Here is a 24696-nt window from a genome sequence, read left to right as displayed (position 1 = left end):
GTTGGAGTTGTTGGGGTTGGAGTTGTTGGGGTTGGAGTTGTTGGGGTTGGAGTTGTTGGGGTTGGAGTTGTTGGGGTTGGAGTTGTTGGGGTTGGCGTTGTTGGAGTTGTTGGAGTTGTTGGGGTTGTTGGGGTTGGCGTTGTTGGAGTTGTTGGGGTTGTTGGGGTTGGCGTTGTTGGGGTTGGCGTTGTTGGTGTCGGAACCGAAGTATCTGCAAACTCTATGTTTCCGGTGACTTTAGACGCATCTATTTTATTTCCTAGAGAAACCAGCTTGTTGGAACTGGCATTTTGCAAATCAAATTTACCGTTATTGCGTAGAGTATTGCCCCCTGGATTGTTAGTACTGCCGATATCCGGTAGAGCAGTTCCAATCACTGTGATACCATCATCAGTGTTATTTTCACTGACATTATTACGTAATACGGGACGGGCACTACCAGAGATGATAATCCCAGAACGGTTTTCATAAATTCTGTTATCTCGCAGGATGGGTGATGCAGTATCACTAATGGCAATGCCAAAACCTGTTTTGAAGTAGGTGTTATTTTCAATTCGACCTTTAGAATTTTTAGCGATCGCAATTCCATTGGCTGCATTTTCACTGAACACATTACCTAGAATCACTGGATTAGCATCGCCTGTAGCAAATACTCCCTCCCGCTTATTGTTGGTGAAGGTGCTATTAGCAACAGTAGGGGCAGTTGATTCAATCCAGACACCACTACCACGGCTAGCCAGATTTGTTACAGTCACTCCTCGGAGTTCCGCTTTATCCAGCAGCACAAAAGTGACATTCTGACCAGCAAAAGTACGGCTAAGGTAATTACCACTTCCTTCAATCAAAATACCATTGCCTTTATTGGCTTCATTACCCACCACTGTCACACCAGATGGAATCGTTAACGGAAAGACTTCACCGCTAGCAGCATTGTAATTACCATTTGCTAGTTGAATCTTGGTATCAATAGTAGCTACCTTGAGGGCTTGGGTAATAGTTTTCAAGGGGGCTTGTTGGCTACCTGGGTTGGCATCGCTGCCTGCTACTGAATTTACGTAAAAAGTTTGAGCCATATTTATACTTTTATAAAATATATAGCTATCCTAGCGCTAACCATGAAAGTGGGTAGCAGTTGATGCATTAAGTAACTTTAAGTACTTCTCACTGCAAAGTTAAAAAATTATGCAAATCTTTCTCACCCAACGAGTTATGGTTGCTTGATCACGCCCTAAACATTCAGAAGCGCGATCGCCTAAAACTTCAGATTAATTGTGGGCGTACATCTTCTCTACGCCCACAATTAATCTAATATAAATCTATTTTTATCCTTAACCTGTAATTTTTTAATATCTGCTACTGGAAAAAACTAGAATATCTATTACTTCGCCCACTACCAAACCCAATACCGCTAGGACTATTAAAACCCAAAATGAATCTAGCTTGTTGAAGCCAGAAAAGCGCATTTCCAAATCAGCTAAAAGCATCGTTGCTAAGGGTATGATAAAAAGCCTTAATAATATCGACCAAGTTGCTACTAAAGCAATTGATATACTTAAAAATAATATGACAACTAAGGTTTTAGAGTCAAATTCAACTAAACGCTCTAACCAAAAAATACTCTTTCGCACTACAGCTATAACCATAGCTGTAACAAAAGCTCCCACTAACCAAATAATATGATTAGCAGCAAGATACCATCCTAGAAGAGTGTAAGCCAATAAGACTAATACTAAAGGTATTAAAGGAATCCTGTTAAAAAATTCCACATTCATACTGCCAAGACTTGTGAAAATACCAAGTTAATCTCTTAATTTTAGTCAACAATTGTTACTACTAAAACTTTTAAATATACCAACTTTACTCAGGATATTTCTCTATCTACAGAGTCAATTTAAGCACGTACTCTTTTGTCACGACAATATATAGCCCTACTTAATCATTTGTGTACAACACTTAGAGAAGTCAGAAATCTGAGCGTTAGACGCTTATAATGACTGTGGCAACAACAGCAACAGTCTACTAAATCGCAAATTTTATACTTGTAATCTAATTTAACTTTGTTTGATGTCTAGGCGTAGCCCGTCGTAGACATCGTTTAGCAGGATAACTAGAAACTTGGGTTAGCGATCAGAATCTATTAATTATACGTATTTTATTTGTAATTAAGTTATATTTAAGACATGAATGTAGTAGTTTAAGAACGATAGTATTAGGTTCTCAAATACTAGTGATATGTAAATAGATTGACTTCGCCTCTCACCTATTTGCCATGAATTTAATCAAGAGGTGGTTACAATTCCCAGTGTACAACTTTGACAACTGTCCACAATACTGTTGCATGTCTCAAGGTCATGGTAATATTATCTTACTGTCAGGGAGATATTATTTTATACATTAAGTTGCAACCATGCTGAAACAGCTAGTTAGGTGTGCTACCTCCAAAAAACAAAAAATTATTCAACCTACCCAGGAAATCAACAAAAGCCCTAACGTGCAAAGCACAGAGCTTTTGAAAGTCTGCTTATATAACGTACTAAAGAGCTAATAAAGCCCTTTTTCAGGAATCATGACAGCCAGCTATAAAGGCATAAAAGCCTCTTAGAATGGCAAAAAATTAGACAAGAGTAAATAGAAAAGTTTTGACGCAATGTCAATTGTTTTTTGTATATGTAAAAATATCAAAAAGCCTAATTTGTCTTGTCAAGAAGACATTACTATTGTGTGTTTTATTTAGATATTGATTCTCTTTGTGCTTAGTTACCTACATATAAAAGTCCTATTTGATTAGTGAAAACTTAAGCTACCCTCAACCAAATGAGGCAAACACTTAAATTTAACAAATTAACAAATGATTTAGGACTGCTAGATCAATCTTGATTTAGTAACAATTCGATTATTCACAAAGTAATTAATAGTAACAGGAAAAACATGAATATCATTGTTCGTTTGTTTGGAGCGATCGTTCTCCAAGTATCTGTGTTGGCTGCAATGTCAAGCATGGCAATGTCTGATGACAAGCCCTTCCGCGTCAATACCCAGCAGACTCCTGCCGTTTCTTTACGGAAAACAACACAGAGGATTTGCTCTTTAGATCCCATTGAAGATTTATTACCTCCACCACAAACGAAGGCAAGTAATTCTTTGCTTTCTTACCTTGCTGAACAGGGTTTTACACAAAATAAAGAGGGTTCCTGGGTCTGTTATGCCAACGATCCTAAAAAAGAAGGGCGTTACTTTACTCTATTTAAGGTCAAACAAGTTAATAGCAGGCTCATAGCAAGTTCTTTCCTAGATGAAGGCAGTCTGATTCAGGGGCAGGAAAATCGTAGCTTGGACTTCTTTATGATGCTGATTGAGCGTCATACGAATACTACTAAAGAGAACCGTCAAGGTATACGTAGATATCTACAAGCCTTCGTTTCCTTAGTTAAGCAAGGGAAGATCAAACCCACACGTCGTGGGTATCTTTTTGACCAACCAAACCGGGCTATGGTCTTATATCACCCACTCTCATCAGGAAACCTTAAAGGTACCGGAATCACGATCAATATTTATTTACCTAAGAGTTGAATTGGGAAGTGGGGACTGGGGGAGTTAGAACTTGAAGCATTCACCTCAAAGACTCATTCATCTCTCAAACCTGCCAATCCCCAATCACCAATTAAATTGCTGTCGTTAGTGGAGGTGCATCTTGTCTAAATCAATTGTTCAAAGAATTGCGATGCCGAAGGTAGTTCGCTTTGCAGCGATCGCATTTTCATCTGTTGCAGTAGTACTCACTACGTGTCAGTCTGCTTTTGCACAGCTAAATATTGGACGCTATGGTATCCAACCAGGACTGGAGTCTGAGTATCTCCAGTACCAAATCAATAACCAGAATCTCAGCCAGATGCGAGTCATTCCTGCATGTGATGTGGGATTTGGTCTGGCCTGTAATAAAACTGGCTCGGTAATCCAACGATTAGTGGAGTTAAACAATGGGACTAGTTATCAAAACCTTCTGATCCGAGCAGCCGGTGGGGAGAAAAACTTCCAGAATTTCGCTAGCTTCTACGGCAATAATCCCAATCTCTCTGCGGTGCCTTACGCCTCATTTTGGAGAAATGCATCCCCCGCAATCATGGATGGATCTCAATACCTTCTTGGACAACCTTTTGGTCGCAATCCCGTGGAAGGACTCGGACTTGTAACCAAGCAGTTCTACTGGGCACCATACTCAGGAGTCAATGACTCTGTTAGCCTCCGTAATGGATTACTAGACCTGAAATTGTCATACGGACGACTCCTGTTTGAAGAGGCCTCAAAAATTTCCAACATTCAAGAGCAGATTCAGTCTCTAGGTCTGTCACCAGAGATGACAAATTTTTATTTAGATAAAATCTCTACAGGGTTGGATGCATTGAATTCTGGAAATCAGAACCAACTCCAACAGAAGATTTTTGAAGTACTATCCTTTCCATACTCCGAAGATGGTGGGGAACTCGGACGCCCCAATAATGCGATTCCACAGGAATTTAATCAGCTCTTAGGAGAAGATATCGCCGGAGATACTTTGCTGAGTGACAATCCACTAGCGTTGGAGGGAGAAACAATAGCTTTTGATGCTTTCCCTGGCTCTGCGGGAGATGTCTTGGTACCAAATACTTCTGATTCTTTTCCACTTTGGCCAATAATCGGAGTTGGGGGTCTTGCTTTACTTCTGCTTCTACTACTGGGTGGCGATAGTTCTTCAGCTCAACCATCTGTTTCTTCATCTTCAGTTCAACCATCTATTTCTTCATCTCAACCGCCTGTTTCTCCAGGAGATACACCTTTGTCTCTCACCACCAAAGGCGAATGCGATTTGACTGCTAGTGGTAATGGTTCCAATCATACACAGATCATTGAAATTCCGTGTAATGTTGCTCCTCAAAACCCCACAGAAGTGAAGAAGGTAGTGGAGCCATCAACGATCAAAGCGCTTGTATTGCTAATTGTTCTACTATGGATAGTGCGTAACAAACACCGAACTTTAAAAATCCTTAATTCGTAATTATGAGACTTCTTGCATAAATCAAAAAAAGAACCCCACCCCGCCTTTGACTTACGTCAAAGTCTCCCCTCCCGAAGAGCGGGGAGGGGTTGGGGTGGGGTGTTAGGGGACTTTTGCAAGAGGTCTATGTTACATAAGGGGATTTAGCGAAAAGTTGGAGCGCTAGTTTGCAGCGATGTCTACGACGGGCTACGCCTACGCAAGTCTACGAACATCAGACTTAGAAAGAAATAATTAACTACGTAGGGTAGTACAGCTAACTGTGCTACCCTACCCGTGTAAGTAGAGCGGCGTGAATAATTCAAGGTTTGTAGTAAGGACTTTAGTCCTAATTTGAGGGCTGTTCGCGAAGCGTTCCCGCAGGGGTAGCCCTCTCTACGAGACGCTACACGTAGCTTGCTTCCCCAAAGGGGTACACTACGAACACATCTCCAGATTTTTTACATTACTTAATCTACTTTGATTTATTCTCACCTACTTACTTAATTCATTCAAATGAGAATCGCTATTATTACAAAATTGTAATTCAGAGAAAGGGAAAGCTGTCATATTGGGCTGGTGTAATTAAAACTATCAACTCTTTCCAATCTCAGCAAAACAAGATTGATTGTTATGATTATTCGTCAATTTCTAGCTTTGGCAGCCATTTCCCTCACGCTTGCAGCCTGTGGTCAAGCAGGCCGTAACCCGAACCTGACCGCCCAAAACTCCCCTCAAGCGGGTGAGCAACTACCGCAAGGGAGGCGATCGCACCGTCAGATAGATTTTACAGCCGCGGCTCAAAAACTCGGTGTTACCGAAGCCAAGTTAAAAGAAGCTTTGGGAGTACCTACTAATCCAACCAATCCACCAGATGGAGAGCGTCGCCGTCCCGACATGAAAGCGGCAGCTACAAAGCTTGGTGTTACCGAAGAAAAATTGCGGGAAGCGTTGGGGATTCCGGCACGTCCTCCGAGCAATTCTTCTAATTAATCAATTGCTGGTAGGAGTCGATCGCAACGACTCAATTGTTGTTTACAACCAAGGTGCATTTATAACCTATGACACTTAATTCTCCCCAACAAATTACACTCAAACCTTTTAAAGAAGGCTTAATAAAACCTAAACTGACGAAATGGCTGATGGGTTTATTGATATTCAGTTCACTCACAGGCGGTGGATATCTCTTTTACCGTCAGACGGTGATTTCCTCCACTCAAGAAGCCAGAAGCAAAATGCAGACGATTCCAGTCGAGCGAGAAACTTTACCGATTACCATCTCAGCTAACGGTACTGTTGAAGCCAAACAATCGACCAACGTCAGTCCCAAAAGCTCTGGACAGCTAAAGAAATTGCTGGTAGATGAAGGTGACTCTGTGAAAGTGGGGCAAATCCTGGCATACATGGATGATTCAAATCTGCAAGGGCAACTAATTCAAGCACAGGGTTCTCTGGCTGCTGCTCAGGCGAATTTGCAAAAGGCGATCGCTGGTAATCGTCCCCAAGACATTGCTGCTTCACAGGCACAATTAGAACAAGCCCAAGCGACTTTAGAAAAAGCACAAGCAGGTAATCGCTCTCAAGATATTGCTCAGGCTGATGCACGTTTAAAAATAGCTCAAGCAAGTTTAACAAAAGCCGAAGATGATTTGAGCCGCAATCAACAACTATATAATGCTGGTGCTATTTCCCTTCAGACTTTAAACCAAAAACGCGCCGATCGCGATAGCGCGAAAGCTTCTGTAAATGAAACGCAGCAAGCGCTAGCATTGCAAAAAGCTGGGTCACGCAAAGAAGATATCGAGCAACTCAAGGCAGCGGTTAAGGAAAAACAGCAAGCTTTAGCACTACTCAAAGCCGGAAACCGCCAAGAAGATATTGACGCCGCACGCGCTCAAGTGGTTCAGCAACAAGGCAGCCTAAAAACGATTCAAACACAAATTGAAGACACAGTGATTCGTGCGCCATTTAGTGGTATTGTGACTTCCAAGTATTCTGATCCAGGTGATTTCGTTACACCGACAACATCTGGAAGTTCGGTTTCGGGATCAACCTCTTCTTCGATTCTGTCGCTGGCATCAACTTATCAGGTAGTGGCAAATATTGCCGAAACCGATATTAGCAAAATTAAGGTAGGGCAGTCGGTAAGTATTACAGCCGATGCGTATCCTGACAAAACCTTTAAGGGAAAAGTTGCCCAGGTTGCGGCTCAGGCAACTGTGGCAACTAATGTTACCAGCGTTAAAGTCAAAGTGGATTTCACTGACCCTCAGACTCTCCTGCTTCCAAGCATGAATGTTGATGCGAAATTCGATGCAGGCAAATTAAACAATGTGCTTGTTGTACCAACAGTGGCGATCGCTCGTCAGAGTAACGGCACTGGAGTGCAGGTGCTTACAGAAAATGGTAGCACTCGATTTGTACCAATTAAAACTGGAGCTACAGTAAATAACAAAACCGTTGTGCAATCAGGTTTACAAGGAAATGAAAAGATTTTGGTGAGTGCGCCATCGGATTCTAAGAAAAATAGTAATACTAACAGGGGTGTTTCTCCTGGTGGTATGGGTGGCCCTCCTCCTGGTGGCCCTTAGTACAGTTTTGCTTGCCTAAAAGCGTAGCATTCTTAATACAGGAGAACACATTAACAATGCAAGCCGATGCATTCACAATGCAAGCCGATGCATTAACAATGCAAGCCGACGCATTAACAATGCAAGCCGATGCATTAACAATGCAAGCCGATGCATTAACAATGCAAGCCGATGCATTAACAATGCAAGCCGATGCATTAACAATGCAAGCCGATGCATTAACAATGTAAGCCGATAAATAGCATTACAGGATATGACCAAGAATTAATAGAATGCTGTACTTAGATTTAGTGTCACAAGCAAAGTTTAGCAATGATCAAATCACGCAATCGCAAACCACTGGTTAAACAGGCATCTACTCTGATCCGCAGTTCTTCGGTATCAGCCGTAGAAATTTTGACAATGGCATTAGAGACATTGTGGAGTAATAAACTCCGCACTGCGCTAACAATGCTGGGTATTATCATTGGCATTATGGCAGTGATCGCTGTCACCGCTATTGGTCAAGGCACTCAAAAAGCAACCGAGCAACAACTACAATCACTTGGAACCGACATTTTGCAAGTGCAAGCGGGTGCATCTAGAAGTGGCGCGGTGCAACAGGGCGCTGGAAGTGCTACGACATTGACTTTAGAAGATGCTGAAGCGATCGCGCAACAGGTTTTAGGGGTTGACCGAGTGTCGGCTATTTTGCAACAATCTGCTCAAGTCGTCTATGGCGAAAACAACGACTCGATGACCATAATTGGAACTGATGTCAATTATCCAGATGTACGCAACACCCATCCTCAAACAGGCAGATTTTTTACTGAGGAAGAAGTCAAGGCGGCGAAACCTCTGGCAGTTTTAGGCGCCACCGCCCGCGATGAACTGCTGGGGTCAGGAAGTATTGCAGAAGGCGCACAAATCCGCATCTCTGGACAAACCTATGATGTGATTGGCGTTATGGAGACGAAGGGAGCGCAAGGGCCACAAAACCCGGATGAACAAATTTATATCCCGCTTACCAATATGTCTGCTCGGCTAGTAGGAAATAATGCCGTTAAGGGAATTGCCATTAGAGGAATTTATGTCAAAGTCAAAAGCCAGGAACAGCTAGACGCGGCTCAGTATCAAACTACGAATCTCTTGCGGGTAAGACATGGCATTTATCCAGAAAAAGGAGATAAAGATGATTTTCGGACTGTAAATTCGGCTGATATCATCAACACGCTGACCAGTACATCTAAGCTTTTTACGGTGATGATAGTGGCGGTTGCGGTAATTTCTTTAATTGTTGGCGGTATTGGTATTGCCAATATCATGCTTGTGTCAGTGGTTGAACGAACGCGGGAAATCGGGATTCGGAAAGCGATTGGAGCGACTAGCACTGCGATTTTGAGCCAGTTTTTAGCCGAGGCAGTTGTAATTGCGGTCATTGGAGGGGTAATTGGTATTGGATTGGGAATTGCGATCGCCTTTGCCGCCTCAAATTTGTTTAAATTTCCCTTCGTGATTTCGCTTTGGTCAATACTGTTCGGCTTTGGTTTAACGTTTGTAATTGGGTTACTAGCTGGCGTAATTCCCGCTCGTAATGCTGCCAGTCTTGACCCAATCACGGCGCTCAGAAGTGATTAAAACATTCTGGAAGTAGAGAATTATTAATATGGCAACGATGATTTGGATGGAAGAAATTCAGAAAACATATCGTCTTGGAGAAGTCGAAGTTCCGATACTCAAGGGTATTGACTTGTCTATTGAGGAAGGCGAATACGTTTCAATTATGGGAATGTCTGGTTCGGGGAAGTCTACGCTGATGAATATTGTCGGTTGTCTCGATCGCCCAACATCTGGACATTATGTTTTAGAAGGTAGAAACCTGACTACGCTAACCGATGATGAGTTGGCATATATCCGCAATCGGCGGATCGGTTTTGTGTTTCAGCAGTTTAATTTGCTGGCTCGTTCTACGGCTTTAGAAAACGTGATGCTGCCAATGGTCTATGCAGGTGTTCCCAAATCGGAACGTAGACGACGGGCAGAGTCAGCTTTAACTCGTGTTGGTTTGGCAGAGCGAATGTTAAACCGTCCTAACCAGATGTCTGGTGGACAGCAACAGCGAGTGGCGTAGGCGTAGCCCGCCGCAGGCATCGCCCGCGCCCTCGTCAACCGCCCTGCACTTGTTCTAGCAGATGAACCCACTGGAGCCTTAGACAGTGAAACCTCTCAGGAAGTGATGGATTTGTTGACTGAGTTAAACAGTCAAGGCATCACGATTGTCATCGTTACGCATGAACCAGATGTAGCCGATCAAACTAACCGGATCATTCATGTTAAAGATGGTTTAGCTGAAGGGGTAACAAAAAAGCTACAAACCAGACTGGATAATTGTAAAACCTGATGAAAATAGGGTAGTTTACCAGCCCTTTGCGTAGCATTCAGTTAGGGGATCGTCCTGTAGAGAAGGAAAGGTATCGCCTGTTAATCTGCGGCCAATTCACCACATTCCACCAATTATCCAAATACTCAGCCCGACGGTTGCGATATTTCAGGTAATAAGCATGTTCCCATAAATCATTACCCATAATCGGATATGAACCGTCCATAATTGGGTTATCCTGATTTGCTGTAGTGACAATCTGGAGTTGATTTTGGGGGTTACGTATTAGCCAAACCCAACCACTACCGAAACGAGCTACACCCGCTGCGTTAAACTGTTTTTTAAAGGCATCAAAACTGCCAAAAGTTTGGTTAATTTCTTGAGCGATCGCTCCCGATGGTTGTCCTCCACCTTGGGGACTCATCAGTTGCCAAAAAATCGTGTGGTTGAGATGACCACCAGCGTTATTACGTACCTTTGTCCGAATATCTTCAGGTACGCTGTTCAAATCCACTAGTAAACCTTCAACACTTCTTTTTTGCAAATCTGGATACTGCTTTAATGCATCATTTAAGTTCTTGACGTAGCTAGCATGATGTGCATCATGATGCAATTTCATCGTTTCAGCATCAATAGCTTTTCCTAGTGCCCCATAAGCATAAGGCAATGGTGCTAGCTGTGCGGGAGAAGCACTTAGCGATCTATTAGGATAAGCTACAGAGGAAAACGACCTAGCAGCCGTTGGCGTTAGTATTGGTGTAGAAGATTGTGCCTCAGCTATGAGTACTTGTTCATGAGAAATTAGCAGAATTGTCAACACAATTGTTGTGAAGAAAAAAACTATTGTTTTTCGCCAAAATCTTATCATAAATTGTCGCCTTAAAATCAATATTATTGGCTTCTAATCTGATCGTAGACTGTTGTTTTGCAATCCAATCAAGCCGAATATTATATATACTACCTTAGTTCTCAGGTAATTCGAGCAGAAATAGATCTGGCTGAAGTTTTATTTTGTTAAACCTATAATTCAAACCTTGTAACTAAAAAATTCCTTTGGCTAAGAATAATAATTATCAATCAAACTCCTAATTTTCTTGTGGTCTCCTCCACCCGTGTGAACATCTTGTTCACACCATAATAGCTAGATTTTATCCACTATTTTAGCTGGGCTACGCTACTACAACTTTTTTATTATTCAGCTTAGTTTTTTGTTTTTAATCTGTCTGTAGATAGCTGCAATGTTGCGGGCATCATCAATACCACGATGGTGTGTGCCTTTTAATTCTATCCCCAACTCATTGAGAGCTAGTGCCATGCCAAACTTTTTAGATACGCCAAGATATTCGGAAAATTCCTCTTTGATATTTATGTGTTCTGAAGTAAAAGGATAAGGAAAATTATGAAACGCGCAATCTTGAATAAATTGCTTTTTGTCGTAATTTCCCCAAGAACAAAAAATATGATTTGGAAATAAATTCATCCATTCTTGGAAGCGAGAGATTGCCTCTAAAAATTTTGGTGCTTCGTCAACATCTTGCTGCTGAATACTAGTCAATTCACTGCAAAAACTTGTCAGTTGTGGATGTCTCACAGGTTGGATGAATTGCTGAAACTCGGAATCAATTTCCCACGTTGTTCGATTGAGCATCACTGCACCGATTTCAATTATTTCCATTTGGTGACGGGGAATAGTTCCAGTGTTACAGCACGTAGCCTCCAGATCGACTATCAAATAATAGGGGGATATTTTAGTTTGCATATTAGGTAATAGAGATTGATACACAATGATAGTAATTATTTATACGTACTTTTTAACTTACACAATCAATTCTGTATTCTATTTGTATTAGTTGTGCTACAAGAGTGCAATGTTGACAGCCTTTTTCATCTATTTGAACCACAACCCCCAGTATGGAAGCACATCTGTCATTGGTGTCAACTTAACGTGAAAGCCAGCCTAGAACCAGCTTTTAGATATTGTCTCGTTAAGAGTCTCCGACTGGGAATGCTGTCCTAGAGGCTCCGCCTCCCTTGCTGGCGGCAGAGCCGCCAGGAGCAGCATTTCCAGCCTAGAGGCTGGAAACGAGATTTGAAAAGGCTTTCAGCTTAAGTTGACACCAATGCACATCTGTGGGCCCCTACTATGCTGAAAAGACAAATTTTATAGTCATTTTCTCCACTTCAGTAAACAAGAACTTACGGAAAGGGAATTTAGATTGATGAAAAAGGTTTAACCCAACGGAATTGGATAGCGATATCAAGAGCCAACGCAGCCAGTGCAAACCATAACAAACTTTCTCCCGCCAACACCAAAAAAGGCCAAATTGTGCTGTGGGAATTCCACCCAAGTTCTATCTGAGTTAATCCACGCACTAAGCCAAAGGCTAACACGCCACCAGCTTTGAGTTGAGGATTTTTATCTGAGCGAATGATATATCGGTAGGTGACACCAAATAGGAAACCAATAAAAGTTGCAACTGCAAGACTCCCCCACAAGTGCCAGTTAACATCACTTTGCAGACATGCGAGTGTCTGAAAATACTTTGTCAGTACTAAAGTATTCAAAAGACTGGCAATTGCAAAAGCGAAACACACAGATAAACCCCCAACTATTCCAGCTTTCAGGGATTCTATGCGTTCTGCCATTAATTGAGGATCTAAAGTTGGGTTCACTCTATATAGAAATTAGGGATTGGGTATTGGGAAAATTTTTCCTTACTCTCCAGTATGATAAATGCTAGAGCAGTTTTGTAATTAATTAAATGTTGTTATCAAGTGGGAATTTTGATGATAAACTCGGTTCCCTTACCTGGTTGAGAATTCACTTCTAATACACCTTTGTGTTTCTCTACAACTATTTGATATGCGATAGACAAGCCAAGTCCAGTACCTTTATCAACGGTTTTTGTGGTAAACAACGGCTCAAACAAGCGTTTTTTAAGCCGTTCAGGAACACCAATTCCATTGTCAGCAATCCGAATTACAACCAATTGTTCAGAATCTATTTCTGTTGCAATTTTAATTTCAGGAATTAGATTGTTAATTTTGCCTTGCATTATAGCTTCATCAAGGGCATCAACTGCATTTGCCAGAATGTTCATAAATACTTGATTCATTTGCCCAAGATAGCAGCTGACTTGTGGTAATACTCCATAACTTTTAATAACTTCAATGCGAGGACGATGGCCATTAGCATGGAGGCGGTGTTGCAAAATCATTAGTGTACTATCTAATCCTTGGTGCAAATCAGCAGATATTTTGGCATCCCTGTCTGAGCGGCAGAAGTTGCGGAGTGAATTAGAAAGGTTCCTAATTCGTTCACTTCCTAGCTGGAGTGAGTTTAAGATTTTTACCATATCTTCGAGAACAAAGTTCAGATCCAAGTCCTCAATGGCATTGGTAATTTTGGCTGTTGGGTTTGGATACTCTTGTTCATATAGTAGGAACAACTTAGTTACTCCGGCAATGTGTTCTTGCAAGGGTGGAATATTGCTGGAAATAAAATTGATAGGGTTATTGATTTCATGGCCAACACCAGCGATTAACTCTCCAAGTGTTGATAGCTTCTCTTGCTGCACTAGTTTGACTTGGGCTTGTTGCAAAGCCTTGGTGCGATCGCTAACTTGTTGTTCCAAAGATTCAGTCAATTGTTTGAGTTGTAAATGCACGCGCACTCTAGCAATGACTTCCTCTTGTGCAAACGGTTTAGGGATATAGTCTACTGCACCGAGAGAAAATCCCTTCGTTTTGCTCTCCGTATCTGCTAAGGCAGTGGTGAAAATAATTGGAATATTTTGAGTAACAGGATTGGCTTTCAGGCGGCGACAAGTTTCAAATCCGTCAATACCTGGCATTTGTACATCCAGCAAAATCAACTCTGGTTGATTGCGTTCAGCTTGAGCGATCGCACTTTCTCCATCGACTGCAACACGGAAACGAAAACCCTCACTATTGAGTGCTTCACACAGAACAGATAAATTTGTCGGATTATCATCCACAATCAAAATGAATCCGTTATTTTGAGTTTTGCTCATGATGAATTTAAAACTGAATTTTAACTCAAATTAATTAATGTATTGTTGAATAAAAGTTTCCAAACGTTTGAGTTGGAAATTACTAGCAAGCTGGACGATTTGCTGGGCAAAAATGCCTAACTGCTGATCAGATATAGAAAGTTCCTCAGCCAGTTTCAAGATTTTTTGAATATCGCCGTCTTGTGTCAGTTCTAGTAACTCTTGTAAAACCTCTTTGGCAGGATAAATCATCTCATTTTGTTGATCCAAACCACCTGGATAGGTTTTTTTGATTGCGTCTACCTTACCATCAAAAATCCATTCTAGGTGCAAAAATTGTCGTAGCATTTCCAGCAGCGTCTCAGCTTCTACAGGCTTTGGTAGAAATGCATCTGCACCGACATCAATACTCTTGTGCTGGTCGATTGCAAACACACTGGCTGATGAAGCGACGACAGCAATCTCTTTAAATGGGCCAGACTGACGCAAACGTTCGATCAACTCAAATCCATTCAATATAGGCATTACTAGGTCAGTGATAATCATGTCTGGTTTGTAGATTAGAGCCTGTTCCCATGCTTCCTGACCCTGACTAGCTTCTACAACAGTAAACCCAACAGGCTCTAATAAATTTACAATTACTGATCGGTTTTCCCATTTGTCATCCGTAATCAAAATGGTGCGCCTTTGTCCTTGATAACCAATAATAGTCCCCTGCTCAACTACTCTAGAAACCTTTGCCCAGTCTTTAGATTCTGACAGTTTTGCCTCAAACCAGAAAGTGCTACCTTTGCCAAATTCACTTTGCACCTGAATTTGACTACCCATCAACAAAACAATATTTTGGCTGATTGCTAATCCTAAGCCTGTACCTTCAGATTGTCGTTTCTGACTTCCCACTTGCTCAAAGGGCTGGAAGATTTTCTCAGCTTGTTCAGGGGTTATACCCGTGCCGGTATCTATTACCTGAAAGCGAATTTTGTAGTTAGTTTTTCCATTGGTATTTGATTCTTGACCAATGACCTGAACTTTGAAGGTGACACTACCTTGATTAGTAAATTTAATGGCATTACTAAGCAAGTTAATCAGTACTTGCCGCAGGCGTTTTTCATCAGCATGAATACCTATTGGCAAATCAGGATCGAGTTCGATGTGAAATGCGATGACCTTTTGTTCTGCTCGGATGCGGCAAATTTCAGTCACGCTATCTATAAAGGCGGGCAAGTAGAAATCAACAGGATACAATTCCAACTTCCGGGCTTCTATTTTGGAGAGATCCAGAACATCATTAATCAGGGTTAAAAGATGGGAACCACATTGGTAAATGATGCTGACTCCTTTGCGTCCTTTTTCACTCAAAGATTCTGTGCGTTGGAGGATTTGTGTATAGCCCAGAATACCGTTGAGGGGTGTACGTAGTTCATGACTCATATTGGCGAGAAATTCACTCTTGGCTTGGCTGGAGTTTTGAGCGACTTCCTGTGCAAGGCGTAGTTCTTTTTCGATGCGCTTGCGCTCTACTATTTCGCTTAAAAGCGCTTGATTGATAATTTCTAACTGGGCAGGGCTGGGTAGTGTCAGAGCTTGAGGCATGAGATAAAATAACGCAAATGCCGTATATATCGAAATAATGGCAGTTAGAGCTTTTAAAGCACCTGCAATCCAATAGTCTGGATGCCAAAGCGTCCAAATATCCATCAAATGTCCAGTACCGCAGGCAATGATAAAAGCACCAAATAATAAAAAGATTCCATTGAAAGGAACGTCTTTGCGCTTGGAAATAAAGTAAATTAGTAAGAAGGGAATAGAATAATAGGCAAGAGCGATCGTGGCATCAGAAATAATGTGGAGCCAAACTAATCCAGTTTGCCAGAGATAACAATGTCCGTGGGGAATAAAACCGTTAGAGTGGAAAGGATAGTTGAAAAATGTCGGCATAATACTAGGGGTTGCTGGATTTGAAATATATATCCATAGCCCTAGTATTCCCAAACCATCAAGTCAGAAAACGCGATCGCTAATTTTTTATATTCGTCTTTATCATTCCTTAAATTACTAGCGTACCAATAGAATCTGGTGTCTTTTTTGCGTGCGATGCCTACGGCGGGCTACGCCTACGGAAAACTTACAATGTGATTGATAAAAAAATCTGAGTCTGCCCAATCCCTGTATGATAAATATTAGAAACCTTTTGTAATTATTTGAAAAGTGGGACTATGGAGATTTTGACACTAGGTTGGGTATCGTTGTTAGTTGTGTTCACTTGGTCAATTGCAATGGTAGTGTGGGGACGTAACGGACTGTAGAGGTATGGTGGAAAGTCCATTCTTGAGTATTTTGGCTTTATTTGCTGTAGTGCTGCTCGTAGTAGTCACTGGTGGTATTGGTTACTTGACCCTGGCAGATTGGCGCGATCGCCGCCGCCGAGATGAAGAGAAACGCACCACCCGCAGCGCCACTCCCAAGCGGCGATAATTTTCTCGTAGTTGAAAAATATTTTTGTAGGGACACGATAATATCGTGTCCCTACACTATTTTTTATAACATTCTAAGGAAATAACTGTTACCTTTGCGATCGCAATGGGAATCATGAGATAGAAGGCTTTCAATATTTAAAGTCCCACTGGGAATGGAAAACTCCTCTACTACTCAACCCATAGAACCAAATTCAGAACATCAAGAATCTCATTCAGATATGACATTCCCCTTGCGTCAGAATGAGCAACAAAAAGCCTTGTCTGGAGTTATTGCCCGCATTCGGGAGTCTCTAGACATAGACGTGGTCTTCAAAATTACAGTCACTGAAGTCCGCCAACTTCTGAAAACGGATCGGGTTGGCGTGTTTCGTTTTTATCCTGATTTGGCATGGGAAGGGAAATTTATCTATGAAGATGTGGGAGCAGAATGGGGTTCGGTACTAGCAGCCAAACTGCGCGACCACTGCTTTGCTACGGAGTTTGCAGGGTTATATCAGCAAGGTCGGATTAAAGCAATGGCTGATATATATCAAGCTACTGTCAGTGATTGTCACGTCCAGATGCTAGAAAAATTCCAAGTACGTGCCAATATAGCTGCCCCCTTGATGAAAGGTAAAGAATTATGGGGATTGCTGTGTATTCATCAGTGTAGTAGTCCTCGCGAATGGGAAGCATCAGAAATTGAGTTTGTGCAATTAATTGCCGAACATCTGGGAGTTGGCTTGCAGCAAGCAGATTACCTGGAACAAGTAAAACTACAATCGGCACAACTAGCACAAGCAAAAGCCAGAGAAAAAGCAGCTCAATGGCAGAAAACCATAGCCATAACCATTGAGAAAATTCGTCAATTCCTAGACTTGGAAAGCATTTTCCGCACAAGCACTGGAGAACTTAGGCAGCTATTAAATGCTGACCGCGTGGCTATTTATCGCTTCAATCCCGATTGGAGTGGTGAATTTGTGTTTGAATCAGTGGCAGAGGGTTGGATTTCCCTCATCCATGAACAATTGCAGCGGCCGGAATTGAGGGAAAACGTCAGTGAATGTAGCGCCAAAGATTTAGCTAAACCTCCAATCGCTGACACCTACTTACAAGATACCGAAGGTGGTAGCTTTAGCAGCTGTGAAGTATACCGGATTTGTAATGATATTTACAATTCCGGCTTTAGCAACTGCTACATTAAAATTTTAGAGATTTATCAAGCAAGAGCTTATGTAATCATTGCCATTTACCACGGTCAGAAGCTCTGGGGCTTACTGGCAGTGTACCAGAATGCTGAAACCCGTGATTGGCAAAAAGATGAGGTTTACTTGCTTACTCAAGTGGGCACCCAACTAGGTGTGGCTTTGCAGCAAGCAGAATTTATACAGCAAATGCAGAGCCAAGCAGCAGAGATCAGCAAAGCTGCCCAAAGGCAAAGGGCGTTGGCGAACACGGTTGAAAAAATTCGTCACTCTCTTGAGATTGAAGCCATATTTAAAACCACTACTCAAGAAGTTCGTCGGCTATTAGAAGTGGAACGAGTCGCAATTTATCGCTTCTATCCTGATTGGAGTGGGGAATTTGTGGCTGATTCCATTGTTGATGGCTGGACACCAATGGTTAAGCCGCAGCCAGTGACGGAAGGCGTTCTTGTGCAAGGAAAACAAGCGGGTAAATATGCACGTAATGAAGTTTTTGTACCAATTTCTCAGGGCGAAAAGCTGTGGGGATTGCTAGTAGCTTATCAAAACTCCCAGCCCCGTTATTGGCAAGATGAAGAAATCAACTTGCTAGCACAAGTTGGCGTTCAATTGGGGGTAGCATTACAGCAAGCTGAGTCCTTGAAACAGATGCAAGTGCAAGCCCAAAAACTGGCTAAAGCCGCCGAACGAGAACGGAAAGCAGCCGAAAGGCAGAAGGCTTTAGCTGCAACGGTGGAGAAAATTCGCCGCTCTCTTGATATTGATACCATTTTTGCTACCAGTACAGAAGAAGTCCGACGGCTATTGGAAGTTGACCGAGTGACAATCTATCGATTCGGGGCTGATTGGAGTGGCGAATTTGTTGCTGAGTCTTTAGCCCAAGGTTGGACACCAGTAAAGGGAATTGTACCTACGATGTCTACGACGGGCTACCCCTACGCAAGTAATTACTTGCAAGAAACCCAAGGCGGGGATTTTGCTAATGGTAAAACTCTTGTTATTAAGGATATTTACAGCACCGATGATTCTATTCCTGATATTGCTCTGATTGAACTAATGGATGCTAGGTCATATATGATTGTGCCGATTTTTCAGGGTGAGAAACTTTGGGGATTATTAGCAGCTTATCAAAATATCAAACCCCGTGATTGGCAAGAACATGAGGTAGATTTGCTGATGCAGATTGGTACTCAGTTAGGGGTAGGACTTCAGCAAGCGGAATTACTCAAACAGACTCAACGTCAAAAAGAAGAACTCAGCCAGATTATTAAAGAATTACAGTACACTCAGAGCCAGTTAATTCAAAGTGAGAAAATGGCAGGCTTAGGGCAGTTAGTTGCTGGTGTAGCACATGAAATTAACAACCCGATTAGTTTCATTTACGGTAACATAAGCTATGTTACTGAACATACCGAAAATTTATTTAAATTACTGCACCTCTATCAGAAACAGTATGCCAAAGTAACAGGAGAAATTCAAAAGCAAGCAGCAGCAATAGATTTAGATTTCATTAGTGATGACTTGCCCAAAATTCTGACTTCAATGAAGATGGGGGCAGAGCGGATCTCTCAACTAGTCTTGTCATTACGAATTTTTTCTCGACTTGACGAAGCAGGAATAAAGCCCGTTGACCTTCATGAAGGCATCGACAGTACTTTGCTAATTTTGCAACATCGACTGCAACCACACACTAATTCTTTTACTATTGAGGTAATTAAGCAATATGGTGAATTGCCCCCTGTACTCTGCTATCCAGCCCAGATAAATCAAGTGTTTATGAATATTCTCAACAATGCAATCGATGCACTGGAAAACTCAGCAACTAGTGGAAAAATAATTGAAAATCCTAAAATTTTGATACGTACAGAAGTCATCGAAGAGAATACTATTCTGATTTTGATTACTGACAATGGTTGTGGGATTCCAGAGATTGCGCGATCGCGCATTTTTGAACCTTTCTTTACCACCAAACAACCTGGACAAGGTACTGGCTTGGGGTTATCTATTAGCTACCAAATTATTGTGGAAAAACACGGCGGTAATATCAAGTGTGTTTCTGAACCTGGTAATGGCTGTGAGTTCTGGATACAAATTCCGATGAAACGGACAGTTAATTAAGAAAAAATCAGGCGATGCCTTCTCTACGAGACGTTGATGACTTTAAAGATTTTTCTGCGATTGTAATTGTTGATTGGCGCAGTGTTATACCGCAGTGTTAATTATATTGTCAGAGCGATGCCTTCTCTACGAGAGAACGGTGGGCTTCTCTGCCAGAGGCTACGCCAACGCTTGGTAGAGTTTTGGAACTGCCTAGCCTACTGTAGGTATCGCCTCTATGCTCAGGCAATTTATGAGAAACTAGAAGATATTACAAAAAAATAATTTATGTTGGGTCTGGAAAGAATTACATTTGATCCTTGCATTATGGCGGGACAAGCGTGCATTCGCGGGATACGGATTCCAGTTTCATTGGTGGTTAATTTGGTAGCTAATGGGAAACCTGTAGAAGAGATTTTAGAAGAATATCCTGATTTAGAACCAGAGGATATTCGTCAATCTTTACTTTACGCAGCTTGGTTAACTCAAGAACGGGTTTATCCCTTCAAAACGGCTTAATTAAGTAAAATGAAATTTTTAGCTGATATGGGAATTTCTCTACGCACTGTGTCTTGGTTGCGTAGTGCTAATTATGTATGATGTGGTACATTTGCGCGATGAAGGGTTGCAAAGACTACCAGATGATCAGATTTTAGTGAAAGCTCGTACAGAAGGGAGAATTTTATTAACTGTAGACTTGGATTTTGCCCAACTTTTAGCTACTAGTGGGGATAATTTACCCAGTGTAATTTTGTTTAGATTAGGAAATGAAAATTACAATGCAATTAATGAGCGTTTGACGGAAGTTTTAAAGGAATGTCAGGTAGATTTAGAAGTAGGGGCAATTATTTCTGTCAGTAATGAAACTTTCCGGGTTAGAGGTTGTTTGAAAAGTCCTCTTGTCGGTATCAAAATATTTTAGATCCCCCTAAATCCCGCGATAAATTGGGGGACTTTGACTCCGGTTCCTCCCTTTTTAAGGGGGGTTAGGGGGGATCAAAGTGCCTAAAATCACAGCCAAATACTTTTCAAACATCCTCTAAGGCGATTACCGATATGAGTTAAGTTGATTAATTGTTAGTGCAGCTTAACGGAGCCATGCCTGCGGCGGGCAACTCTTGGAGACGCTTCGCGAATGCCTACGCACTATGGAGATTTTGCAGGCGATCGCTTATTATAATTTCACTAGTATTAGTAATATAGTTGCTCTATGAATTAATATGGAAACCAAAGAAATTCTCCAAGCACTTCCAAGTTTGAGCATAAGCGATACTCCTACGGAGTCACTTCGTGAACGCCTGAAAATAGCTGAATTAGCCCTGCAATTAGTTCTTCAAGAAAAACACTCACTTACCAAAGATGAGCAAAAACGCCAATTAGAACTAGCCGCGATCGCAGCGATTGCAGACTATGCACCTGGTAGTGAATTAGATATATTCTCTGGCTTAGAGGGAGAAGATTTTTGCGACTATCCAGATGAAGACTTCCACAACTCAGGGAATTATGTACAGAGGTGAAGTCTGGTTAGTTAATTTAGATCCAACAGTAGGGACATAAATTAGCAAAAAACGTCCTTGTATTATAGTCAATGATGATGCTATTGGGATTTTGCCTTTGAAGGTTATTGTCCCAGTTACAGATTGGAAAGAAAGATATGCTGTTAGACCTTGGATTGTACGGCTGGAACCAAGCACAGAGAACAGTTTAGCCAAAGTTTCTGGTGTAGATACTTTTCAAATACGTTCAGTTTCAGAAACAAGATTAGTGAGAAAACTAGGTCAACTCTCCGACTCAGAAATGCAACTTATTTCTCAAGCATTAGCTGTTGTCTTAAATATTTCTCACTCAATATCTTAGCGATCGCCTTTTTTAACGAACCACAGAGCAAGAAGAGAGCGATGCCTACGCACGGTGAAAATTTTTCAGGCGATCGCTGTTTTGAATGAACGGCGAAGACTAAAAAAAGAGCGATCGCTTGGTAGAATACATATTTTATTGCTGATGTTGCAACCAAGCCACTAAATCAGTTTCAGTGGATAAATCTAGTAAGGCTTCGGCTAAATCCTCTAACAATGTTAAAATTATATATCCATAAAGGAGAAGATTATGAGCAATCAATCTGTTCCTAAAACAAATAGTCTCTATGCACAAGATTATCACTTGTGGTTAGAATACACTGTTGATTTATTAAAAAACAAAAACTTTTTAGAATTAGAGTTAGAAAATTTAATTGAAGAAATTGAAAGTATGGTAAGAAGTGAGAAAAATGCTTTAAGGAGTAATCTTAGAGTGCTTTTAATGCACCTTCTCAAATACAAATTTCAACCCCAGAACCGATCTAATAGCTGGTTATATACAATCTATGAACATCGTCAAAGATTAGAAGAAGCATTTGTAGATAGTCCTAGCTTAAAATACTATTACACGGAAGTTTTTGACAGTTGTTACCAACACGCTAGAAAAGAAGCATCTATTAAAACAGGTCTTCCTCTGCCTATTTTTCCTAAAGACTATCCTTTTTCTGTTGATGAAACCTTAGATTCTGATTTTTTTCCAAATTAATCATAATCGCACGGTGGAGTTTTTGCAGGCGATGCCTTCTCTTCTCTACGAGAGGCTACGCCAACGAGACGCTACGCGTAGCTTGCTTCCACGAAGTGGTACGGCGGGCAACTCTTGGAGAGGCTACGCCAACGCCTACGCTCTTTAGGAGTTTCGGATATCGCTTTTTTGTTTCGCGCAAAGTCGCAGCGAAGCAAAGAAATTATTGAATCTCTGAAAGGCATTTCTATTTAAAATAGGATGAGTAAGGTTATTATCTTAGATTTTGCGCCTGTGGGAGAATTACTAGTCCATCACTTTTGATTGCTGCTTTAGGAGACAAAAAATGACCATACAGCTACAATTGAAACCAGAAATAGAGGCTCGTCTCATTGCTGAAGCTGCTGCACAAGGTTTATCGGTAGAAGCTTATCTTGCATATCTGATTGAAGATAGTTTAACCAGCCATGAAGAAAAATGTTTTTATCAAGTATCAACTCAGGAAGAATGGGAATCTATATTAACAGATTTAATAAATAGCCCTGCTTTTTCTTTAGCACCAGCACTTTCAGATGCAGCGATTAGTCGAGAGAGTATTTACACCAGAGAAGATGAAATGTTATGAGCTATTTGGTGGATACTAATATTTTGCTGCGTTTGGTGCAGAAGAATAGCCCAATGCACTCTGATACTCAAAAAGCAATATTGGTGTTAAAGAGACAAGGTGAATTATTATATATAATTCCACAGAATCTCATTGAGTTTTGGGCTGTTGCTACAAGACCGATTAATAGTAATGGTTTAGGTTTATCCACCGCTCAAGCAGTACAAGAAACTGAGAAACTCAAGAAGATATTTATACTATACCTTGATACACCGGCAATTTTTGGTGAGTGGGAATATCTAATTGTTAAATACCAAGTCATGGGAAAACAGGTGCATGATGCACGTTTAGTGTTTAGTTGCGGCGATGAGAACACATCAGATTACACATCTACTTACGTTTAATATTGATGACTTTAAACGTTTTTCTGCGATTGTAGTTGTTGATCCGCGCAGTCTTACACCGCAGTCTTAATTATATTGTCAGAGCGAAGCCTTCTCTACGAGACGCTAGGCGAACGGCGGGCTTCGCCTACGCACTGTGGAGATTTTTGCAGGCGATCGCTTTTTATCTCACGCAAAGGAAGAAGAGAGCGATCGCACGGTGCAAATTTTTCAGGCGATCGCTTTTTTAACGAACCACAGAGGCACAGAGGACACAGAGGAAGAAGAGGAGCGATCGTTTTAAAAGCGCCTTAGTGTGGCTTACCAAGGATATAGTATGAGGGCAGAATGTTAAGGTAAAGTTAGTAAAAATAGTTACAGTAGCAGTTTTATATGGAGAGCCAAATTAAATTAAGACAAGTTGCTTCTGGATGGGAATTTGAAAGTGAGAGACATTTAGAGAATTTCGTTTGGAGCAACTTGGAAAAACTATTTGGCTATAAACCTTTAAAGCGACAGCATCAAGTCAATGGTCAATATTGTGACATTATAGCTGTTGGTAAGAGTCAGGAACTTGTGGTGTTAGAACTGAAAAACTCTGAGGACAGATATATTGTGCAACAGCTTACTCGCTACTATGACGCTCTTTTGCAGGAAAAACATTTTTATCAACAAATCAATTTTCAAATTCCTGTTACTCTTATTGCTGTTGCTCCAAAGTTTCATAGGGATAACTACATCGATAGAAAATATCATCAGCTAAAATTTCAGTTTTTGAGTTTTCATGTTATTTGTAAAAATGAAAGATTTAGTCTCAATCTAATTGATGTAGATACCAATGAAAACTTCCACTTAAATTTCGACTATTCATTTAAAACATTATCAGATAAGAATATTCCCATCCCTCCTAAACGGTTTTATCAATTGCTTGAAAGATGTACAAATGAACAAAAATCTAAGCTTGCAAAGTTTAGAGAAAAAGTTTTAATATTTGACTATCGTATGGAAGAAGTAGTGCATGACGGAGGTATTTTATATGGAAAAGGCAGAAATAAATACTGTGCTGAATTAAGACTAAATAGCAAAAAAGAGCTTGTGTGTTTTTTGTGGCTACCTCATAAGTTTTATACTGGTGAACAAGTCAATATTATAAGATTCAGAATCTGGACAGATTGGCAAAGGGCAGCTATTGTTAGACCTGCTGCTAGAGGACTTGGTAAGATAACTTCAATTGATATTGAACTTGCAAAGCAAGCAGCTACAAATCATAGTTTAAATAAATTTATTGATGAGGCTTTACAGAGGTGGTTTGAAAGAATTTAATTGCGAAATGACTTCATTGCTAATATTGCTGTTAATTTTAGTAAGTAGGTAGGTGAGAAAATTTATAACTATGTCATTGCGTTCGCCCTTGGCGTTCCCGCAGGGTACGTAAC

General features: G+C 41.0%; 26 protein-coding genes and 1 pseudogene. 19 read left to right on the top strand and 8 right to left on the bottom strand.

All coding sequences use genetic code 11. The features are described 5' to 3' along the window. Positions 1-1073 (bottom strand): DUF1565 domain-containing protein (locus tag V7K62_RS20345; RefSeq protein ID WP_334867182.1); only part of this gene is annotated, 1073 nt, incomplete at its 3' end. A gap of 270 nt (positions 1074-1343) precedes the next feature. Beyond that, positions 1344-1772 carry a hypothetical protein gene (locus V7K62_RS20340; RefSeq protein WP_334867180.1) on the bottom strand — a complete coding sequence of 143 codons (429 nt, stop codon included), beginning with the start codon at positions 1770-1772 and terminating at the stop codon, positions 1344-1346. 1156 nt (positions 1773-2928) lie between these two features. Here V7K62_RS20340 and V7K62_RS20335 point away from each other — a divergent pair. The 7 genes and pseudogenes from V7K62_RS20335 (at position 2929) to V7K62_RS20305 (ending at position 9982) form a co-directional block, all read left to right on the top strand. Further along, on the top strand, positions 2929-3570 hold the full coding sequence (locus tag V7K62_RS20335; protein WP_334867178.1) for a hypothetical protein: 642 nt from the start codon (positions 2929-2931) through the stop codon (positions 3568-3570). Between the two features lie 121 nt (positions 3571-3691). Then, positions 3692-5032, top strand: coding sequence for a hypothetical protein (locus V7K62_RS20330; RefSeq protein WP_334867176.1), 1341 nt, complete (start codon positions 3692-3694; stop codon positions 5030-5032). A 612-nt stretch (positions 5033-5644) separates the two neighbouring features. Next, complete coding sequence (locus tag V7K62_RS20325) at positions 5645-6004, top strand: hypothetical protein (protein WP_334867174.1); 360 nt, start codon at positions 5645-5647, stop codon at positions 6002-6004. Between the two features lie 68 nt (positions 6005-6072). Continuing rightward, complete coding sequence (locus tag V7K62_RS20320) at positions 6073-7602, top strand: efflux RND transporter periplasmic adaptor subunit (protein ID WP_442937316.1); 1530 nt, start codon at positions 6073-6075, stop codon at positions 7600-7602. Positions 7603-7658: 56 nt separating this feature from the next. Next, the gene (locus V7K62_RS20315; protein ID WP_334867172.1) at positions 7659-7832 is read left to right on the top strand and encodes a hypothetical protein; all 174 of its coding nucleotides are present in this window, start codon (positions 7659-7661) and stop codon (positions 7830-7832) included. A gap of 172 nt (positions 7833-8004) precedes the next feature. Continuing rightward, entirely contained in the window at positions 8005-9219 is a 1215-nt protein-coding gene (locus V7K62_RS20310) for an ABC transporter permease (RefSeq protein ID WP_442937317.1), read from the top strand. A gap of 28 nt (positions 9220-9247) precedes the next feature. Then, positions 9248-9982: pseudogene (locus V7K62_RS20305) on the top strand (ABC transporter ATP-binding protein). Positions 9983-10019: 37 nt separating this feature from the next. On the opposite strand, the gene V7K62_RS20300 reads toward V7K62_RS20305, so the two are convergent. From V7K62_RS20300 to V7K62_RS20280, 5 genes are all read right to left on the bottom strand, one after another. Then, positions 10020-10829, bottom strand: a complete 810-nt coding sequence (locus tag V7K62_RS20300) for a superoxide dismutase (protein WP_334867168.1) — start codon at positions 10827-10829, stop codon at positions 10020-10022. Between the two features lie 327 nt (positions 10830-11156). After that, positions 11157-11720: a 3'-5' exonuclease gene (locus V7K62_RS20295; RefSeq protein WP_334867166.1), complete on the bottom strand. Its 564-nt coding sequence runs from the start codon at positions 11718-11720 to the stop codon at positions 11157-11159. A gap of 452 nt (positions 11721-12172) precedes the next feature. Then, positions 12173-12607, bottom strand: a complete 435-nt coding sequence (locus tag V7K62_RS20290; protein WP_334867164.1) for a hypothetical protein — start codon at positions 12605-12607, stop codon at positions 12173-12175. Positions 12608-12732: 125 nt separating this feature from the next. Then, on the bottom strand, positions 12733-13995 hold the full coding sequence (locus tag V7K62_RS20285; protein WP_334867162.1) for a sensor histidine kinase: 1263 nt from the start codon (positions 13993-13995) through the stop codon (positions 12733-12735). 30 nt (positions 13996-14025) lie between these two features. Further along, on the bottom strand, positions 14026-15912 hold the full coding sequence (locus V7K62_RS20280; protein ID WP_334867160.1) for an ATP-binding protein: 1887 nt from the start codon (positions 15910-15912) through the stop codon (positions 14026-14028). Positions 15913-16190: 278 nt separating this feature from the next. On the opposite strand from V7K62_RS20280, the gene petN reads away from it, so the two are divergent. The 7 genes from petN to V7K62_RS20245 all read left to right on the top strand — a co-directional run bounded on the left by petN (position 16191) and on the right by V7K62_RS20245 (position 21589). After that, positions 16191-16280: a cytochrome b6-f complex subunit PetN gene (gene petN / locus V7K62_RS20275; protein WP_012408302.1), complete on the top strand. Its 90-nt coding sequence runs from the start codon at positions 16191-16193 to the stop codon at positions 16278-16280. A gap of 4 nt (positions 16281-16284) precedes the next feature. Then, positions 16285-16449 (top strand): hypothetical protein, encoded by a 165-nt coding sequence (locus tag V7K62_RS20270; protein ID WP_292718964.1) that lies wholly within the window; start codon positions 16285-16287, stop codon positions 16447-16449. A gap of 154 nt (positions 16450-16603) precedes the next feature. Continuing rightward, the gene (locus V7K62_RS20265; RefSeq protein ID WP_334867158.1) at positions 16604-19753 is read left to right on the top strand and encodes a GAF domain-containing sensor histidine kinase; all 3150 of its coding nucleotides are present in this window, start codon (positions 16604-16606) and stop codon (positions 19751-19753) included. Between the two features lie 267 nt (positions 19754-20020). Next, positions 20021-20251, top strand: a complete 231-nt coding sequence (locus tag V7K62_RS20260; RefSeq protein ID WP_334867156.1) for a DUF433 domain-containing protein — start codon at positions 20021-20023, stop codon at positions 20249-20251. A 73-nt stretch (positions 20252-20324) separates the two neighbouring features. Further along, positions 20325-20654 (top strand): DUF5615 family PIN-like protein, encoded by a 330-nt coding sequence (locus V7K62_RS20255; RefSeq protein WP_334867154.1) that lies wholly within the window; start codon positions 20325-20327, stop codon positions 20652-20654. A gap of 298 nt (positions 20655-20952) precedes the next feature. Then, positions 20953-21249: a hypothetical protein gene (locus V7K62_RS20250; RefSeq protein WP_334867152.1), complete on the top strand. Its 297-nt coding sequence runs from the start codon at positions 20953-20955 to the stop codon at positions 21247-21249. A 40-nt stretch (positions 21250-21289) separates the two neighbouring features. Then, positions 21290-21589, top strand: coding sequence for a type II toxin-antitoxin system PemK/MazF family toxin (locus tag V7K62_RS20245; RefSeq protein WP_334867184.1), 300 nt, complete (start codon positions 21290-21292; stop codon positions 21587-21589). Positions 21590-21724: 135 nt separating this feature from the next. On the opposite strand, the gene V7K62_RS31605 is transcribed toward V7K62_RS20245, so the two are convergent. Beyond that, on the bottom strand, positions 21725-21892 hold the full coding sequence (locus tag V7K62_RS31605) for a DUF4351 domain-containing protein (RefSeq protein ID WP_442937315.1): 168 nt from the start codon (positions 21890-21892) through the stop codon (positions 21725-21727). On the opposite strand from V7K62_RS31605, the gene V7K62_RS20240 reads away from it, so the two are divergent. The 5 genes from V7K62_RS20240 to V7K62_RS20220 all read left to right on the top strand — a co-directional run bounded on the left by V7K62_RS20240 (position 21839) and on the right by V7K62_RS20220 (position 24583). Further along, complete coding sequence (locus V7K62_RS20240; protein WP_334867150.1) at positions 21839-22294, top strand: DUF29 domain-containing protein; 456 nt, start codon at positions 21839-21841, stop codon at positions 22292-22294. The genes V7K62_RS31605 and V7K62_RS20240 overlap by 54 nt on opposite strands. Positions 22295-22619: 325 nt before the next feature. Then, positions 22620-22898 carry a hypothetical protein gene (locus V7K62_RS20235; RefSeq protein ID WP_334867148.1) on the top strand — a complete coding sequence of 93 codons (279 nt, stop codon included), beginning with the start codon at positions 22620-22622 and terminating at the stop codon, positions 22896-22898. After that, positions 22895-23281: a type II toxin-antitoxin system VapC family toxin gene (locus V7K62_RS20230; protein WP_334867146.1), complete on the top strand. Its 387-nt coding sequence runs from the start codon at positions 22895-22897 to the stop codon at positions 23279-23281. The genes V7K62_RS20235 and V7K62_RS20230 overlap by 4 nt, the downstream gene beginning before the upstream one ends. A 136-nt stretch (positions 23282-23417) precedes the next feature. Next, a complete protein-coding gene (locus V7K62_RS20225) occupies positions 23418-23564 on the top strand; it encodes a hypothetical protein (RefSeq protein ID WP_334867144.1) in 147 nt (48 codons plus the stop codon). Between the two features lie 89 nt (positions 23565-23653). After that, entirely contained in the window at positions 23654-24583 is a 930-nt protein-coding gene (locus V7K62_RS20220) for an endonuclease NucS domain-containing protein (protein ID WP_334867142.1), read from the top strand. Positions 24584-24696 lie beyond the last annotated feature (113 nt).

This window comes from Nostoc sp. (assembly GCF_036917935.1).
Lineage (GTDB): Bacteria > Cyanobacteriota > Cyanobacteriia > Cyanobacteriales > Nostocaceae > Nostoc.
The sequence above is the reverse complement of the archived record's forward strand: the minus strand, read 5'-3'. Positions and strand labels throughout refer to the sequence as shown.

What these genes read in the sequence shown, in the direction of transcription:
- V7K62_RS20340 (WP_334867180.1), bottom strand. Translation starts at nt 1,772, where the DNA reads ATGAATGTGGAATTTTTTAACAGGATTCCTTTAATACCTTTAGTATTA.
- V7K62_RS20335 (WP_334867178.1), top strand. Translation starts at nt 2,929, where the DNA reads ATGAATATCATTGTTCGTTTGTTTGGAGCGATCGTTCTCCAAGTATCT.
- V7K62_RS20325 (WP_334867174.1), top strand. Translation starts at nt 5,645, where the DNA reads ATGATTATTCGTCAATTTCTAGCTTTGGCAGCCATTTCCCTCACGCTT.
- V7K62_RS20320 (WP_442937316.1), top strand. Translation starts at nt 6,073, where the DNA reads ATGACACTTAATTCTCCCCAACAAATTACACTCAAACCTTTTAAAGAA.
- V7K62_RS20315 (WP_334867172.1), top strand. Translation starts at nt 7,659, where the DNA reads ATGCAAGCCGATGCATTCACAATGCAAGCCGATGCATTAACAATGCAA.
- V7K62_RS20310 (WP_442937317.1), top strand. Translation starts at nt 8,005, where the DNA reads ATGGCATTAGAGACATTGTGGAGTAATAAACTCCGCACTGCGCTAACA.
- V7K62_RS20300 (WP_334867168.1), bottom strand. Translation starts at nt 10,829, where the DNA reads ATGATAAGATTTTGGCGAAAAACAATAGTTTTTTTCTTCACAACAATT.
- V7K62_RS20295 (WP_334867166.1), bottom strand. Translation starts at nt 11,720, where the DNA reads ATGCAAACTAAAATATCCCCCTATTATTTGATAGTCGATCTGGAGGCT.
- V7K62_RS20290 (WP_334867164.1), bottom strand. Translation starts at nt 12,607, where the DNA reads ATGGCAGAACGCATAGAATCCCTGAAAGCTGGAATAGTTGGGGGTTTA.
- V7K62_RS20285 (WP_334867162.1), bottom strand. Translation starts at nt 13,995, where the DNA reads ATGAGCAAAACTCAAAATAACGGATTCATTTTGATTGTGGATGATAAT.
- V7K62_RS20280 (WP_334867160.1), bottom strand. Translation starts at nt 15,912, where the DNA reads ATGCCGACATTTTTCAACTATCCTTTCCACTCTAACGGTTTTATTCCC.
- petN (WP_012408302.1), top strand. Translation starts at nt 16,191, where the DNA reads ATGGAGATTTTGACACTAGGTTGGGTATCGTTGTTAGTTGTGTTCACT.
- V7K62_RS20270 (WP_292718964.1), top strand. Translation starts at nt 16,285, where the DNA reads ATGGTGGAAAGTCCATTCTTGAGTATTTTGGCTTTATTTGCTGTAGTG.
- V7K62_RS20265 (WP_334867158.1), top strand. Translation starts at nt 16,604, where the DNA reads ATGGAAAACTCCTCTACTACTCAACCCATAGAACCAAATTCAGAACAT.
- V7K62_RS20260 (WP_334867156.1), top strand. Translation starts at nt 20,021, where the DNA reads ATGTTGGGTCTGGAAAGAATTACATTTGATCCTTGCATTATGGCGGGA.
- V7K62_RS20255 (WP_334867154.1), top strand. Translation starts at nt 20,325, where the DNA reads ATGTATGATGTGGTACATTTGCGCGATGAAGGGTTGCAAAGACTACCA.
- V7K62_RS20250 (WP_334867152.1), top strand. Translation starts at nt 20,953, where the DNA reads ATGGAAACCAAAGAAATTCTCCAAGCACTTCCAAGTTTGAGCATAAGC.
- V7K62_RS20240 (WP_334867150.1), top strand. Translation starts at nt 21,839, where the DNA reads ATGAGCAATCAATCTGTTCCTAAAACAAATAGTCTCTATGCACAAGAT.
- V7K62_RS20235 (WP_334867148.1), top strand. Translation starts at nt 22,620, where the DNA reads ATGACCATACAGCTACAATTGAAACCAGAAATAGAGGCTCGTCTCATT.
- V7K62_RS20230 (WP_334867146.1), top strand. Translation starts at nt 22,895, where the DNA reads ATGAGCTATTTGGTGGATACTAATATTTTGCTGCGTTTGGTGCAGAAG.
- V7K62_RS20220 (WP_334867142.1), top strand. Translation starts at nt 23,654, where the DNA reads ATGGAGAGCCAAATTAAATTAAGACAAGTTGCTTCTGGATGGGAATTT.